The 14270-nt window shown below is 73.6% G+C and carries 12 protein-coding genes; 5 read left to right on the top strand and 7 right to left on the bottom strand.

Annotation, left to right across the window (positions count from 1 at the left end):
* Window positions 1–3: 3 nt before the first annotated feature.
* The 5 genes from ACZ5WG_RS35160 to ACZ5WG_RS35140 are packed head-to-tail and all read left to right on the top strand — an operon-like array spanning window position 4 to window position 8036.
* On the top strand, window positions 4–891 hold the full coding sequence (locus tag ACZ5WG_RS35160; protein WP_468728559.1) for a hypothetical protein: 888 nt from the start codon (window positions 4–6) through the stop codon (window positions 889–891).
* Between the two features lie 5 nt (window positions 892–896).
* Complete coding sequence (locus tag ACZ5WG_RS35155) at window positions 897–2939, top strand: fatty acid CoA ligase family protein (protein ID WP_468728558.1); 2043 nt, start codon at window positions 897–899, stop codon at window positions 2937–2939.
* A complete protein-coding gene (locus tag ACZ5WG_RS35150) occupies window positions 2924–4117 on the top strand; it encodes an NAD-dependent epimerase/dehydratase family protein (protein WP_468728556.1) in 1194 nt (397 codons plus the stop codon). Before ACZ5WG_RS35155 ends, ACZ5WG_RS35150 begins: the two co-directional genes overlap by 16 nt.
* Window positions 4114–7338 (top strand): amino acid adenylation domain-containing protein, encoded by a 3225-nt coding sequence (locus ACZ5WG_RS35145; RefSeq protein ID WP_468728555.1) that lies wholly within the window; start codon window positions 4114–4116, stop codon window positions 7336–7338. Before ACZ5WG_RS35150 ends, ACZ5WG_RS35145 begins: the two co-directional genes overlap by 4 nt.
* Window positions 7335–8036: a formyltransferase family protein gene (locus tag ACZ5WG_RS35140; protein WP_468728554.1), complete on the top strand. Its 702-nt coding sequence runs from the start codon at window positions 7335–7337 to the stop codon at window positions 8034–8036. The genes ACZ5WG_RS35145 and ACZ5WG_RS35140 overlap by 4 nt, the downstream gene beginning before the upstream one ends.
* Window positions 8037–8233: 197 nt before the next feature.
* Here the strand turns inward: ACZ5WG_RS35140 and ACZ5WG_RS35135 are convergent, their stop codons facing one another.
* The 7 genes from ACZ5WG_RS35135 to ACZ5WG_RS35105 form a co-directional block, all read right to left on the bottom strand.
* On the bottom strand, window positions 8234–8458 hold the full coding sequence (locus ACZ5WG_RS35135; RefSeq protein ID WP_468728552.1) for a hypothetical protein: 225 nt from the start codon (window positions 8456–8458) through the stop codon (window positions 8234–8236).
* 528 nt (window positions 8459–8986) lie between these two features.
* Window positions 8987–9517 carry a hypothetical protein gene (locus ACZ5WG_RS35130; RefSeq protein WP_468728551.1) on the bottom strand — a complete coding sequence of 177 codons (531 nt, stop codon included), beginning with the start codon at window positions 9515–9517 and terminating at the stop codon, window positions 8987–8989.
* A 140-nt stretch (window positions 9518–9657) separates the two neighbouring features.
* Entirely contained in the window at window positions 9658–10788 is a 1131-nt protein-coding gene (locus ACZ5WG_RS35125; RefSeq protein WP_468728549.1) for a hypothetical protein, read from the bottom strand.
* Window positions 10785–11741 carry a phytanoyl-CoA dioxygenase family protein gene (locus ACZ5WG_RS35120; protein WP_468728547.1) on the bottom strand — a complete coding sequence of 319 codons (957 nt, stop codon included), beginning with the start codon at window positions 11739–11741 and terminating at the stop codon, window positions 10785–10787. Before ACZ5WG_RS35120 ends, ACZ5WG_RS35125 begins: the two co-directional genes overlap by 4 nt.
* Window positions 11742–11755: 14 nt before the next feature.
* Window positions 11756–12217, bottom strand: coding sequence for a lasso peptide biosynthesis B2 protein (locus ACZ5WG_RS35115; RefSeq protein ID WP_468728546.1), 462 nt, complete (start codon window positions 12215–12217; stop codon window positions 11756–11758).
* Window position 12218: 1 nt separating this feature from the next.
* A complete protein-coding gene (locus tag ACZ5WG_RS35110) occupies window positions 12219–12446 on the bottom strand; it encodes a lasso peptide biosynthesis PqqD family chaperone (protein WP_468728545.1) in 228 nt (75 codons plus the stop codon).
* Between the two features lie 17 nt (window positions 12447–12463).
* A complete protein-coding gene (locus ACZ5WG_RS35105) occupies window positions 12464–14263 on the bottom strand; it encodes an asparagine synthase-related protein (protein WP_468728544.1) in 1800 nt (599 codons plus the stop codon).
* Window positions 14264–14270 lie beyond the last annotated feature (7 nt).

The raw sequence follows: 14270 nt of genomic DNA, 5'->3' as shown, positions 1-14270 counted from the left end.
GCCATGGGCATCGTCATCACCGCCGCCGCAACCGCTGTGCCCGACGCGTCCGCCCCGACCGGCGCCCCGGGGGCCCAGGCCCCGGCTTCGGCCGTGGACCTTGCCGCCCGGGCCGCCCGTGGCTGCCTGGACCGGGCGCGGGTGCCGGCCTCGTCGATCGGCGTACTCATCAACGCCGGCGTCTACCGGGAGCACAACACCTTCGAACCGGCCATGTCGGCCCTGGTCCAGAAGGAGGTCGGCATCAACCTCGACTACATCGCCGACCCCGAGCCGGCCGCGGGTTTCTCCTTCGACCTGATGAACGGAGCCTGTGGTGTGCTCAACGCCGTTCAAGTGGGGCAGGCACTGCTGGAGACGGGAAGCACCGAGCGGCTGCTGATCACGGCGGCCGACGTCCACCCCGGCGGCGACGCGGCGCGCGACCCCGGCTACCCGTACGCGGATCTGGCCGGTGCCTTCCTGCTGGAGCGCAGTGCCGATCCCGGCGCCGGGTTCGGGCCGGTGCGCCACTACACCGCCGACCGGCCCACCGATGTCGAGGGCTACCTCGACACCGACACCATGGGCAGCCAGGGACGGACCACGATCACCGTCCGGCGCGAGCCGGGCCACGAGGCGCGGCTGAGCGAGCTCGCGGCGCGTGCCACCGCCGACTACGCGCAGGAGACCGGCATCGACCTCGACCGGACGCTGGTGATCGGCCTGTCCGAGACCGCTGCCGGGGCCGCTGCCGGGGCCGGGGGAGAGCCGCACACCGCGGCGCCGGTCCTCGGCTACCTCCGGGCCAGGGACGGCGGACGCCGGGACGACTACGACCAGTTGCTGTTCGTGACCGTCGGCGCCGGACCCAGCGCGGCCTGCGCCGTCTACCGGCCCGAGGGGTGGTGAGCCCCGTGCCGCAGACGAGGTTCACCGGTGACCCCGCCGTGCAGCGACCGGCCACCGACCCGGACGGCGTGGCCGGGTGGCTCGAGCGGAACGCCCGCGCCTTTCCCGACAAGCCGGCCGTCATCCACCCCGACGGCCGCGGCTCCGGCGGCTACGCCACCATCACCTACGCCGAGTTGCAGCAGACGGTCGAGGAACTGGCCCGCGGATTCCGGCGCGCCGGGATCACCCGGGGCACCAGGACGGTGCTGATGGCCCCGCCCGGGCCCGAGCTGTTCGCCCTCTGCTTCGCGCTGTTCCGGGTCGGGGCCGTGCCCGTCGTCGTGGATCCCGGCATGGGCGTACGGCGCATGCTGCACTGCTACCGGGCCGTGGGCGCCGAGGCGTTCATCGGGCCGCCCCTCGCGCAGCTCGTGCGCGTCCTGGGCCGCCGTACCTTCGCCGGGGTACGCGTGCCCGTCACCCTGGGGCGGCGCCGGCTCGGCCGCGGTCACACGCTGGCCGCGCTGCGCGCCACCCCCGCGACCGGGAAGTACGCGGACGCGGCCGCGCCGACCGGCGGGGACGAGCTGCTGATGATCGGCTTCACCACCGGAAGCACGGGCCCCGCCAAGGGAGTCGAGTACACCCACCGCATGGCGCTGTCCATCGCCCGCCAGATAGAAGCCGTCCACGGCCGCACCCGCGACGACGTCTCCCTGGTCACCCTGCCCTTCTACGGGGTGCTCGACCTGGTCTACGGATCCACCCTGGTCCTGGCGCCGCTCGCGCCCGCCCGGGTCGCCCAGGCCGACCCGGCGCTGCTCGTGGACGCGCTGGAACGATTCCGCGTCACCACGATGTTCGCCTCGCCCGCCCTGCTGCGGAACCTGGCCGGGCACCTCACCGGCGCCGCCCGCGGCCGCCACCCGCTGCCCGACCTGCGCTGCGTCGTCTCCGGCGGGGCCCCGGTGCCCGACGCGGTCGTGGCCGCGCTGCGCTCCGTCCTCGACGAGAAGGCGCGGATCCATGTGACCTACGGAGCCACAGAGGTACTGCCGATCACCTCGATCGAGGCGGCCGAGGTCCTCGGCGACGACGAGGCCGACACCGGTCGCGAAGGCGGCGGTACCGCGGCCCTTGCCGCCGCGGGCGAAGGGACCTGCGTCGGCCGGCCCGTCCCCGGCACCCGAGTGGCCATCGCCCCCGTCACCGACGGCCCGCTCGCCCGCTTCGACTCCGCAACCGGCCTGCCGGCGGGCCGCGTCGGCGAGATCCTGGTCCACGGCGACTCCGTCAGCCTGCGCTACCACCGAGCCCCCCGGTCCGACGCCGCACACAAGGTGACCGAGGAACGCCCCGACGGCGAAGCGCCCCGCATCTGGCACCGCACCGGCGACCTGGGCCGCCTCGACGACGAGGGACGGCTGTGGTTCTGCGGACGCGCCGCGCAGCGGGTGCGCACCGCCCACCGGGACCTGCACACCGTGCGCTGCGAGGGAGTCTTCAACGCCCATCCCCTGGTGCGGCGTACCGCCCTGGTCGGCATCGGGCAGGCCGGCGCGCAGCGGCCCGTCGTCTGCGTGGAGACCGAGACCGGGGCGGACGGGGCAGCGCTCGACGATGGCGAATGGACGAAGCTGGTCGCCGAACTGCGCACGATGGCCGCGGCGCACGCCCCGACCACCGGCCTCCAGGAGTTCCTGCGTCACCCCGGCTTCCCCGTGGACATCCGGCACAACGCCAAGATCGGCAGAGAGGAGCTGGCCCGCTGGGCCGAGCGGCAGCAAGCCCGGCCCGCATCGCCCTCGGGCCGGCGGGCGGTCCGGATCGTGCCGCTCGCCGGGTGGGCGTACCTCGTCGGCGGAGCGCTGTGGGCAGCGACGGCGGGAGTACCGGACCTCCCGGTGCTGCGGTGGCTGTGGTGGGCCGACGCCGTCCTGAGCATCGGCGTGCACGCCGCGCAGATCCCGCTCGCGCTGCCGCGCGGCCGGGAGGCAGGACAGGGGACCGCCCAGGTGGTCGGACGCACCATGCTCTACGGCGCGACCTGGTGGCGAGCGCTGTGAAGATCCTGGTCACCGGAGCATCCGGGTTCCTGGGCGGGCACCTGGTCGACGGCGCCCTGCGCCGGGGCCATCCGGTCCGTGCCCTCGTACGGCCCGGCAGCGATTCCGTACGGCTGCGCTCCCTGCCCGGCGTCGAGGTCGTCACCGGCGATCTCACCGACGGCCCTTCACTGGGGCGGGTGGCGGAGGGCTGCGGGGCGGTGTTGCACAGTGCGGCACGGGTCGTCGACCACGGCAGCCGTGCGCAGTTCGAGGCCGCCAACGTCACCGGCACGCTGCGGCTGCTGGAGGCGGCGCGGTCGGCGGGGGCACGGCGGTTCGTCTTCGTCTCCAGCCCGAGCGCGCTGATGCGGGTACGGGAGGGCGACCGTTTCGACATCGACGAGAGCACCCCGTACCCGGAGCGGTGGTTCAACCACTACTGCGAGACGAAGGCGATCGCCGAACAGTACGTACGGGCCGCCGACGGACCGGAGTTCACCACCTGCGCCGTACGCCCGCGCGGCATCTGGGGGCCGCGTGACCACGCCGGATTCCTGCCGCGCATGGTCGAGGCCATGCGTGCGGGCCGGCTGCCCGACCTGTCGGGCGGCAAGCGGGTCCTGGTGTCGCTGTGCCACGTCGACAACGCGGTGGACGCCTGCCTGCGTGCCGCGCTCGCCCCCGCCGGGCGGGTCGGCGGCAAGGCCTACTTCGTTGCGGACCGCGAGGAGACGGACCTGTGGCCGTTCCTGGCCCAGGTCGGCGCCCTCTTCGGCTGCCCTCCGCCCGCCCCGCGCATCCCGCTCCGCCTCGGCCGCGGGATCGCCGCGGCCGTCGAGACGGGTTGGCACCTGCGCCACCGGTCCGCGGGCAGAGGCAGAGGCAGAGGTACGGATGCGGGTCCGCCGCTGAGCCGCTACATGCTGGCGCTGCTGACCCGCTCGGCGACGTACGACACCGCTGCCGCCCGTCACGACCTGGGCTACGCGGCTCCGCGCACCCAGGCCGAGGGACTGCGAGCGCTGCAGAAGTGGGTGACGGCGGTGGGCGGCGTTTCCGCCTGGACCGCCGGCCCGGCTGTCTCCACCAGCTCCAGCTCCAGCTCCAGGTCCGTCTCGCCGGGCCGCCCCGCGCTGCGCACCGCACCCGACCGCACCGCACCCGACCGCACCGAACAAGGGAACAGCCGATCATGACATTCCGTCAGGTCGCCGATGCCGCCGATGCCGCCGCCCGTTACCGGCGCCCGGTGTCGCCCACGGAGCGCCTCTACATCGCCGCCGGGGATGCCCGGGGGGCCATGGCCCTGCGCATCGTCGTCGAGGGGGACGGCGTACCCGACCGCAGGCACTTCCAGACAGCCCTGGCACAGGCCGCCGAGGCGTGCCCGGGGTCCTCGCTCGTGCGCGTCGGGGCGATGTGGAGAGCCGGGGGGCCGGCGCCGCGGGTGCGGTACGCCGCACCGCGCGCCGGTGCGTACGCCGACTCGGCGCAGGGGACGGTCGTGTTGCCCGCCGAGCCGTCGCGACGAGCAGAGCCGCCGGGCTGCGAGGTACTGATCGTGCCCGGCGCCGGCGGGGACCAGGCGGTGACCACCCTCGTCTTCAGCGCCTCGCACGCCGTGATGGACGGTCACGGCGCCCTGACCTGGGTACGGGAAGTCTTCCGCGCTCTGCGGGGCGAGCCCGCCTGGCCCGCGCTCGACGTGGACACCGAAGCCACGCTGCTGCGCCGGCTCAGGACCGCCGGGCCGCGGCCCACGCCCAGCCCCGCCCGCCGCTCCCCGCTCGGCACGGCCAACGCCGGCGGCAGCCCGCTCCGTACGCTGTGGCTGCGCCGGACCCTGCCCGGCCGCCACCCCGCGCTCACCGCCCGCCTCGCTCAGGCCCTGACCGACGCCGCACGGCTCGACACCCGTGTCATGGTGCCCGTAGACCTACGCCGCCACCGCCCCGGGATCGCGGCGACGGGCAACCTGAGCCTGCCGCTGTTCCTGGACCTGTGCCCCGGGGCGGACTGGACGGCCGCGCACACCCGACTGCTGACCGCCCTCGCCGAGGGCCGCGAACTCGCCACCGGATTCGAGACGGCCCTCGCGCCGCTGCCGTCGGCCGTGACCGCCGGTCTGCTGCGCGCCGCCCAGGCCGTGGCGCTGCGCACCGACCGACACCTCGCGTCGGCGGTCGTCTCCCACCTCGGCCGCCTGGACCCGGCCGAACTCTCCGGCGGTGGATTCACGGCGTCCACGGCCTACGCGCTGCCGGTGCACGCCCCGTTGGTCCCGCTCTCGCTGGTCGCGGCAGAGACCGGCACGGCGACCGAGATCACGCTCGGCGTCCGTGGCGGGGGCCCGGGTCTCGCGGCGCGTGCGGCGGAGTTGCTGGACGCGACCCTGGCCGGCTTCCGCGACACGGCGGTGGAGGTCAGCCGGTCCGGCCCGGACGTCGCGGCCGGTTACCCCGCACCGTCACCGTCGGCGTCGGCGTCGGCGTCGGCAGAACCGGAGCCGGCCGCCGTCCCCGAGCTCACCGTCGTGGACGTCTTCCGCGCCCAGGCCGCCCGTACCCCTGGCGCGCCCGCGCTCGACGGGCCCGAGGGGGTGGTCACGTACGCCGAGCTCGACCGGCGCTCCGACGCGATCGCGACCGGGCTGGGGCGGTGCGGCGTCGGACGCGGGGACCTGGTGGGACTGGTCGTCGACCGCACTCCGGCCGGAGTGTGCGCCCTGTGGGGCATCCTCAAGGCGGGCGCCGCCTACGTGCCGCTGGACCCCGGCCACCCCGGCGCGCGGATCGGGGAGACCCTCCGGGGGTGCGCCGCCGGGGTGTGCCTGACCCGGCGACACCTGGCGGCGGAACTGGCCCCCTTCGTGCCCGGGACCCTGCTCGCAGTCGAGGACCTCCTCGACGGTCCCGGCCCGGACGAGGACGCGGGGGCGCTGGGCGTCGGCGCGGTCCGTGACGCCGGAACCAGCGCCGCCGCGGATGTGCGGCCCGCCGCCGGGGACCTCGCGTACGTCATCCACACGTCCGGTTCCACCGGCCGCCCCAAGGGCGTGCAGATCGAGCACGGCAGTCTCATGGGATTCGTCCGCTGGATGACCGGCGTCTGCCGGGTCACCGGTCGCACCCGCTTCGGCTTCGCCTCCTCCTACGCCTTCGACATCTCCTGCTTCCCCCTCTTCCTGCCGCTGCTGGCCGGCGGTACGGCCGTCCTCGCGCCCGGCGCTGCCTCGCCCGGCGCCCTGCGTGCGCTCGTCGCCGAGCACCGCGCGGACACCCTGGCGCTCACGCCCTCCCACCTCGCCCTCCTCGACGCCGCGGGCAGCGGCCCCGCGCACGATCTGCGCACCCTGCTGCTGGGCGGTGAGCCCCTCACCCCCGCCGCAGTACGGTCCGCGCGCGCCGCCTTCGGGGCCGGCTGCCGTGTGATCAACGCGTACGGGCCCACCGAGGCGACCGTCGCCGTGCTCGCCCACACCGTGGACGGCAGCGAGACCGGCGCCACCGTCCCCATCGGCCTGCCCGGCCCGTACGCCCGGGTCGACCTCGTCGGCGAGGACGGTGAGGCCATCGGCAGCGGACCGGGCGGCATCGGCCGCACCGGCGAGATCGTCGTACGCGGGGTCCAAGTGGCCCGCGGTTACCTCGCCCCGGCTGAACGTACGGCCGACGGCTCTCGCGTCGGCCGGCGCTCTCCCTTCACCACCGGCCCCGACGGAGTCCGCGTCTATCGCACCGGTGACCTCGGACGCCGACTGGCCGACGGCGCGGTCGAGTTCGCCGGGCGCATCGACGAGCAGGTAAAGATCGCCGGGCATCGCGTCGAGCCCGCCGAAGTCGTCGCCGTCCTCGAAACCCACACCGCCGTCCGCCGGGCCGTCGTAGTGCCCCGCCGGCGCCCGCACTCCGCGGCGGCCGTGCTGTGCGCGTACGTACTGCCGCACTCCGACGACCCCGAGGTACGCGCGGACCTGGACCGCGTCCTGCGGGCCGAGCTCACCCGGACCCTGCCCGCGCACCTCGTCCCCGCCCATGTCGTCGTGGTCGACGCGCTGCCCGGCACGGTCAGCGGCAAGACCGATCTCGACGCCCTACCCGACCCCTTCGCCCGCACCACGCCGGTCGCACCCCCACCGGTCGCGTCCGCGGCGGTCACTCTGGAGGCGCGTGTCCGGCACCACTGGGCGGCGATCCTCGGCGTCGACGGAGCGCGGCTGTCGGCGGACTCCGACTTCCACGCCCTCGGCGGTGATTCCCTGGCCCTCGTCGAGATGCTCGCCGCCGTCTCCTCGGACCTGCTGACTCCCGGCCAGGCCCAGCGGTTCACCGGCAGTCTGGAGTGCCTGGTACGGGACCTGACGCTCGAGCAGGTCTGCGCCCAGCTGACCGCCGCCCGCGAGGAGGCATCCGCGTGATCTTCGTCGGAGACGGATCCCTGTTGCGCCGCGCCGTCGCCCATGCCGCCACCCGCGGCCACCCGGTCGACCTGGTCTGCTCCGCCGACCCGCTGGACGCCGCAGTTGCCGACGCGCCCCACCTGGCGGTCGCGGACATCAACGCCCACGCCGGGACGCTGGCCCGAGCCTGCACCGACGGCATCGTCTGGTCCCTCAACAACCGGCACATCTTCCGGGAGCCGCTGCTCCGGGTCGAGGGACTGCGCATCCTCAACATCCACAACGGGCTGCTGCCCCGGCACCGCGGACTGCCCTCCGTCGCCGTCCTGTTCGCGCTGCTGCACGGTGACACGGAGTACGGCGCCACCGTCCACGAGGTCGACGTCGGTATCGACACCGGTCGCGTCCTGGCCGAACACCGCTTCCCCGTCGGGCCCGAGGACCGCTACCACCAGGTCATGCTCCGTGGCGTCCGCGCCTGCCACGCGCTGTTCGAGCAGATCCTGCCGGCCGTCGTCGCCGGAACCGCACATCCGGCACCCGGAGCGGCGGCGGAACCGTCCGCGTACTACGGTCTGCGCGCCCTGGACCGGCTCGACGCCTTCTCCGACCACCCCGCCTACGCCCGCGCCACCGACCTCGGCCCCTTCGCCGCCCACGCCCCCGAGGTCACCCGGGCGCTGCTGCGGCTGTCCGGGGCGTCCTCCCCGGCTTAGGCCCCGGGTGGGGAGCCGCCGGTGGACTTCTCCCGCCAGCTGCCGAACACGGCACGCAGCCTGCGTCGGTGGACAACGCCTCCTTTGCCCACCGATCGGCTCCCGCGTCTCGAGCACGCAGCCTGTCACCACTGAGCACGTTCGCCTCGAGTACGCCGAGAGCACCACCTGGGTGTGCCCCGTCGATCCGGGACGGATCAGCCGCCGCCTCTGTGCAGGAAGAGGAGAAGGCTGTTCGCTTGGGCGGGGGTCAGTTCAACCGGAACGCTCCGGGGAGCCGGTCTCCCTTCGGCAATGGCGAGGAGGCAGTCCTCGGCTTGCTCGGGTGGGACGCTGTCGAGGATTTCATTGATCACTTTCATCATCTCTTCGTCAGAGAGTGTTTCCGGATCGTCCTGGTTCTTCGGCTTCTTCTTGTCCATTTCCGGCCTTTCCACGTAGTCATGTGATCCAACTTCTGTGCCCTTGCTGCAGGTGTTCTCCTGAGGTCACCGTCGCTCCCGCGAGTCCACCCGCGCTGCAGCGAACAGCCGTCCAGAGCTGCACACCATGACGAGCGTGTCCGGCGCGACGGCAGGGGCGGCCTGGGCGGTGATGCTGAGTCTGCCCATGCGGGTTCACTCATCGGCGTGTCTTTTGCCGGGTTGGGCCGTGTCCGCGTCCCACCATGACGAATCGTTCCGCTGGAGTCGCTGCGACCCGCTGGCATGCCATGCGAACGAGCGAGCTTCGATGCAGCAGGCTTGCGCCGTCCACTTCGACGGCTCGGGCCGGGCAAGCCGGCGCAGCGAGGAGCCGGCGTTCGCTGAGGCATGCGACGCGGCGGCCGCCGCGACCAGGAAGCGTGCGGCGCGTCCCCCCTCCCGCTTCACCCCGGAGCGCCGCCGGCTGCCTTCAGGCTCGCGTTCCGTTCGTCGAAACGATCGCCGTTCCTGCGTGGCCGAGCACCGCTACGGGGTGACCGGGGGTGCTACGTCCTCAGCCGCAGCCATGACGAGACCCGAACTGACGGGGTGCTTGTCGTTGACGAGAATGAGCCGGTTCCCGGCCCAGCGGTCGAGCTGGGTGCAGGCCCACGCGGGGTCGTACGCTGCCGTGGGCAGCTGGGGTATGCGCTTTCGGCCGGTGTCGTCGAGCCGGTAGGGGACGTCGAAGGCCGTGTTCCAGCCGTCCAGGTTCTCGGCAAAGCGCTCTTCCGCTTCTGCTGGACCGATTCCGAGATACTGGGCGATCTCCGTCCAGGAGCTGCCCCGCTCGCGTTCGTAGACCACGGCCGAGACCAGAGCTCGCTCCGCGAGTTCGATGAGCTGGAACGCCTGGCTGACCCGGCCCCCGGGACCGGCGTCAGGGTCGTTCTCGGTGGCGACCAGGCCCGTGGCGCCATCGGCGACGTCCACGGCGTGATCGCAGAGGACCAGGCGTGCCAGCGCCTGGCGGGTGAATCGGGCACGGTCGGCGTCGTAAGGGGTCGTCTCAGTCACCCGCACAGCCTCACAGGCCGTGTCCGCATCGAGTACCCGGTTTTCGCCGTGGCCGACTCTGATCGCGGACGTCCTCGAACTGCCGCGGCGCGCTCCGGCAGCTGCCGGCCCGCGCCGGTCGGACGCCTCGCCGGATACGGCTACGTCGCGACCGGAAGGGAGTCCGAACGGGGTTGCGCCGGGGCCCGGACCGTCCGGGCCGCCTCCACCGCCGCGGCCGAGGTGTAGAGAGTGAGGGCCCGCCCGCCGTGGACCAGCTTGGCCGCCGCCCAGTGGAAGGGGTTCGCCCGCCCTTCCACGGCCGCGGCGTGGTCGCTCACCAGCCGCCCCACCCGGGCCAGGAGCGCGGGGTCGAGCCTCCTGCGCAGCCGGCTGTGCGTGTCCTGCTGCTGCGGGGCGTACAGGTTGAACGGCAGGTACAGCGTGGCGTCGTCCGGCCGTGCCCCGTCGCGCGAGGTCATGCTCCAGCACAGGGTCGGGCGTACCCCCGGCGTGTCCAGCGCCGTCGAGCCCTGCGGGGCGGTGTCCGCGACCAGGCCGACCGCGGCGGCCGCCGCACCGCGGCCCAAAGGGGCCAGGCGTGCTTCGAGTTCGGCGGTCGAGCGTTCCGCGACCGTGGTGTAGAACTTGATCCGGGCGTGCGGGGACTCGTCCACATCGAGCGCGAAGAAGGCCGGCATCAGGTGCGCCATGCCCTGCGGGTCGTGGCGCTTCAGCCAGCTCCACGCCCCGCCCTGGCCGAGCCGGCCGAGCGCCGTCCCGACCGTCTCCCGGCTGTGTTCGGCGCCCGCCGCCAGCGTGTCGAAGTACACCTTGGGGCGGGCGATGCCCGAGGCGCGGACCGAGGCCGCCAGGCACATCCCGAACGCCGCCCGCTCGCTGCGCGGCCGGAACAGGTCGGCGACCTCCCGGGCCCGCTCCAGGCGTGCGACGCCCAGGCGTTCCAGCTCGGCCAGTGTCCGCCGGCCGCGTTCCCAGCTCCCGGACACCGTGGCGGGGCCCCGTTCGGGGAGCGGCCGGAAGAAGAGCCGGACGTCGACGCGGTCCTCCCGCAGGACGAGCGAGTACTCGAACGGGGCGGTCGACACGGCGTCCTGCCTGGTCCCGCCGCCGTCGAAGTCCCGCGAGACCCGGTGGCCCCAGCCGTCGAAGAGGGTCCGGACGGATTCCTCGGCCGCCGCGTCGAAGCCGTCTCCCAGTTCCAGTACGTCTCCGAGGTAGCGCAGCCCGTCGACGGCCAGTCCCGCGTACCCGGACCGCTCCGTCGTCACGGGGCGACCGGCGACGGGACCGGGGCCGGGGCCTGAGCCGGGGCCTGAGCCGGGACCTGAGCCGGGGTCGGCGGCAGGTAGGGCTTGGAGTCGATCCCGGGGTACATCCGCTCCAGGTGCCCGATCGTCTCGTCGGTCCAGTAGTCGTCCCCGGGGGGCGGGAAGCCCAGGAGGTGGCGCTGGCGCGGGTCCAGTTCGACCATGAGCTCGTGCAGGGTGTCCCAGTTGGGGTGGGCCGGCCGCATCGACCACAGGTGCTTGTCCGTCCAACGGGCCTGCGCGCCGTGCATGTTGAAGAAGAGCGCGAGTCGCCGCCCGAGCCGTTCGTTGTAGGCCGACCCCCGGTGGACGATGTCGCCGACGAACAGCAGGAGCGAGCCGGCCTCTGCCTCCACGGGCCGCTCCTGCTCGTACAGTCCGGGATACTCCGCCTTGTCGTACGAGCCCTTGCCCGCGTCGGTCAGCAGGGGAAGCCCGAGGTGTGCGGCGCGGTCGACGACATACGTGGGCGCGGTGTCCACGGTCACGTCGGTCAGGTAGAGGATGCCGTACACGCGCTGGTAGACGCCGTCCGCACGTGGGTGCACCAGGCTGCTGGCCGCCCAGGCGTCGTTGTGCAGGGTCTGGTCCCGGCTCTCCCCGTACGCCGTGCCGTACTTGGCCTGGATGAAGGAGCTCGTCAGCCGCAGGTCCGTGGTGCCGAGCAGGTCCTCGACGACGTCGATGACCCGGGTGTCCAGCGCGTGCCGGTTCAGGTCGTTGCTGGTGAAGGGGAACGGAACCGCGTGCTTGAGGGCGTTGACCTCCTCGGGGGTGCTCCCGCTTCCCTCCGGGTCGGGGAAGTAGGTGCCGATCGCGGCCTGCGCCCGGGCGAGGGCCTCGCCCGTCACGAAGCCGGGTACCAGGGCGTGTCCCCGGCTCGCCAGTTGCTCCACTATGCGCTTGGTGTCCATGGTGTCCGTCCCTCTCAACTCTCGGAGGTGTGGTCGTGTCGCCCGCCGCTCCGCTCCGTGCGGGGGGCGCGGGATACGACGATGTTCTTGTGGAAGGCGTCCAGCCGCATGGACTCGCCGACCGCCCGCCCCTCCACCTCGATCCAGGCGTGCGCGGCGAACGGCATCAGGCTGACGCCGGAGACCCAGTCGGGCCAGCTGCCGCGCAGTCGGGCCAGCAGGGCCGCGGCGATCGAGCGTTCCAGGCAGTACGGTCCGGCGGCGCGACGGCTGACGGAGACGACGTCGCTGCGCGCGGCCAGTGCCTCGGCGTGGGTGGCGGGGCGGGCGCCGCCGCTGGCCCGGCGCAGCACCCGCTCCAACGCGTGCGGGCTCAGCCAGGTCAGCAGGCGGCTCGCCGCGACGGCCAGCATCGGCAGGGGCCGTCGGCGCAGGGGCAGCCGGGCGCGCGGCTCCAGGGTCATGGGCAGTGTCACGTCACACCAGCACCTTTGCGCGCCGCATGGTGTCGATCAGCTTCGCGACGTCGCCGGGTATCCGGTCGGCGGCCGCCGGATGGCGTGTGGACAGCTCGCTCACGACCTCGTCCTGGGTGCGTCCGGCGGCGAGCATCTCGAACACCGCAGTCCCCATGGGGTTGATACGGAAGTACGTGCCGGACTTCTTGTCCAGGAGTACGGCCGCGTCCTCGGTCCTGGTGAGCACGACGTGAGGGGAGATCTTCAGCATGGTGAGGCCAGTCGTCGGTTTTTCAGGGGGCGTTCGGGGGCCGGGGCCGGGGCCGTCGCGACGGCCTGCATCCAGGCCTCGGCGGCAACGGTCAGCTCCAGCGCGTTGGTCTCGTACTCGGGGCGCATCGTGTCCCGCAGAGTGGCGCGCAGCCGGTCGATGTCCACCAGGCCGTGCTCGGCGAGCAGGGAGTCCTCGAACAGGCCCAGGAGCGAGCGGCGGTTGCGGGCCAGGCCGCGGTGCACCGACATGCTGAACTCGCCCTTGGTGGAGCGGGAGAGTGCGCCCGCCCGGGAGTCCGGCGTCGCGTCCACCCGCATGGCGGCCTTCAGGACCGGCTTGAATCCGGTACCCGGCAGGGCCTCGGCTCGCGAGACCGACAGGGCGGCCTCCAGTACCGCGTCGTCCATGTACGGCAGCGACAGGGTGATCCCCTGGTGCTCCATCAGTGCGCGCAGCGGGCCCAGCCGTTGTCCGCCGATGCGGTGTCCCGCGATGCTGGTGTGCACCGAGCGGGTGTCCGCCTGCGGGGTCCGGCCGGCATCACCGGCGGCGGCGACCGCGCGGACGGCCTCGACGTTGGCGGGTGTCGACCACGGGGTCACGCGGACCTGCGGGCCCCAGCTCAGGCCGGGGCCGAGGACGTCCGGCCGGGGCAGGTGCAGACTGCTCAGCTGTTCCTCGAACCAGCCCTGGTACGTCTGTTGCCGGGCGAGCGCGCGCAGGACGGCGGGCAGGCTCCAGCGCCTCAGGCGGGCGAGGTCGCGGATGCCGCGGACCGCCCGCAGGGGTGCGCGTGCGTAGAGGTCGCCGAAGTACGACGGTGCGATGGTGAACAGCTCGTCCCCGCCGAATCCGCCGATGTGCACGTCGGAGCCGGTGGCGGCGAAGATCCTGGACATCGCGGTCTTCCGCGCCCGGTTCCGGATGAGGGTGTACGGCTCGCCCAGTCCGTAGGGGACGTCCTGGACGAGTCCCCGGCCCGGTTCCCAGATGCCGTCGTACGGACCCGGGACGTCCTCGGGGCCGAGGACCGTCAGGGGCCGGTCGATCTCCCGGGCGGCGATCGCCGCCCAGTGGGCGTCGTCGTGGTTGGGGTCGACGGTCTGCTCGACGAAGGACTGGAACCGGGCGCCCTGGCCGGCCAGCAGGAAGCAGAGGGACGTGGAGTCCATGCCGCCCGACAGGTCCGCCGAGAGGCCGCCGGCCGTGGCGAGCCGGACGGCCACCGCCTCCTCCAGCGCGGCCCGTACCCTCGGCGCGCCGTCGGCGACCGACAGTTCCGGCGCCGGGGGACGCCACCAGGTGGTGGTCTCGGCCCGGTCGGCGGTCATGCGCAGCCGCTGGTCGGCGGGGAGCCGGTGGACCCCGTGCCAGTAGGTGCCGTGGGTCAGCCCGTAGTCGAATCCGGGGTGCAGCATCCCCCAGGCGACCATCTCGATGCGCGGGGTGGCACCGCTCAGCCGGGCCAGTGGTTCGGCCGAGTCGGATGCGGCGTACGAGCCGTCCTGCCGCCGGGTGTAGAACACCTGGCGCAGGCCCGAGGCGCTGCCCTGGATGTGGGTGGAGCGGCCGTCGGTGTGGAGGATGTGGAAGCTGCCTGCGATCTCGTGCGCGGCGGCCATCAGGTCGGCGGCTCGCTCGTGCTGCGCCAGCAGGTGGGCCAGACGCCCCGCGTCGATGCTCGTCTCGCCGAACAGCGCGAGGCGTCTGGCGCCGGCTTCCGCGGCAATCAGGCGGGAATGGGAGCGGTCCGCGACCACCCATGTCCGGCCCGAGGCGTACGTCAGCACTTCGGTG

Source organism: Streptomyces sp. NPDC032745, assembly GCF_055579465.1.
The sequence above is the reverse complement of the archived record's forward strand: the minus strand, read 5'-3'. Positions and strand labels throughout refer to the sequence as shown.

Excerpts from the sequence above, each read along its gene's own strand:
- ACZ5WG_RS35160 (WP_468728559.1), top strand. The coding sequence starts at position 4 with ATGGGCATCGTCATCACCGCCGCCGCAACCGCTGTGCCCGACGCGTCC.
- ACZ5WG_RS35120 (WP_468728547.1), bottom strand. The coding sequence starts at position 11,741 with ATGGACACCAAGCGCATAGTGGAGCAACTGGCGAGCCGGGGACACGCC.
- ACZ5WG_RS35145 (WP_468728555.1), top strand. The coding sequence starts at position 4,114 with ATGACATTCCGTCAGGTCGCCGATGCCGCCGATGCCGCCGCCCGTTAC.
- ACZ5WG_RS35135 (WP_468728552.1), bottom strand. The coding sequence starts at position 8,458 with ATGGACAAGAAGAAGCCGAAGAACCAGGACGATCCGGAAACACTCTCT.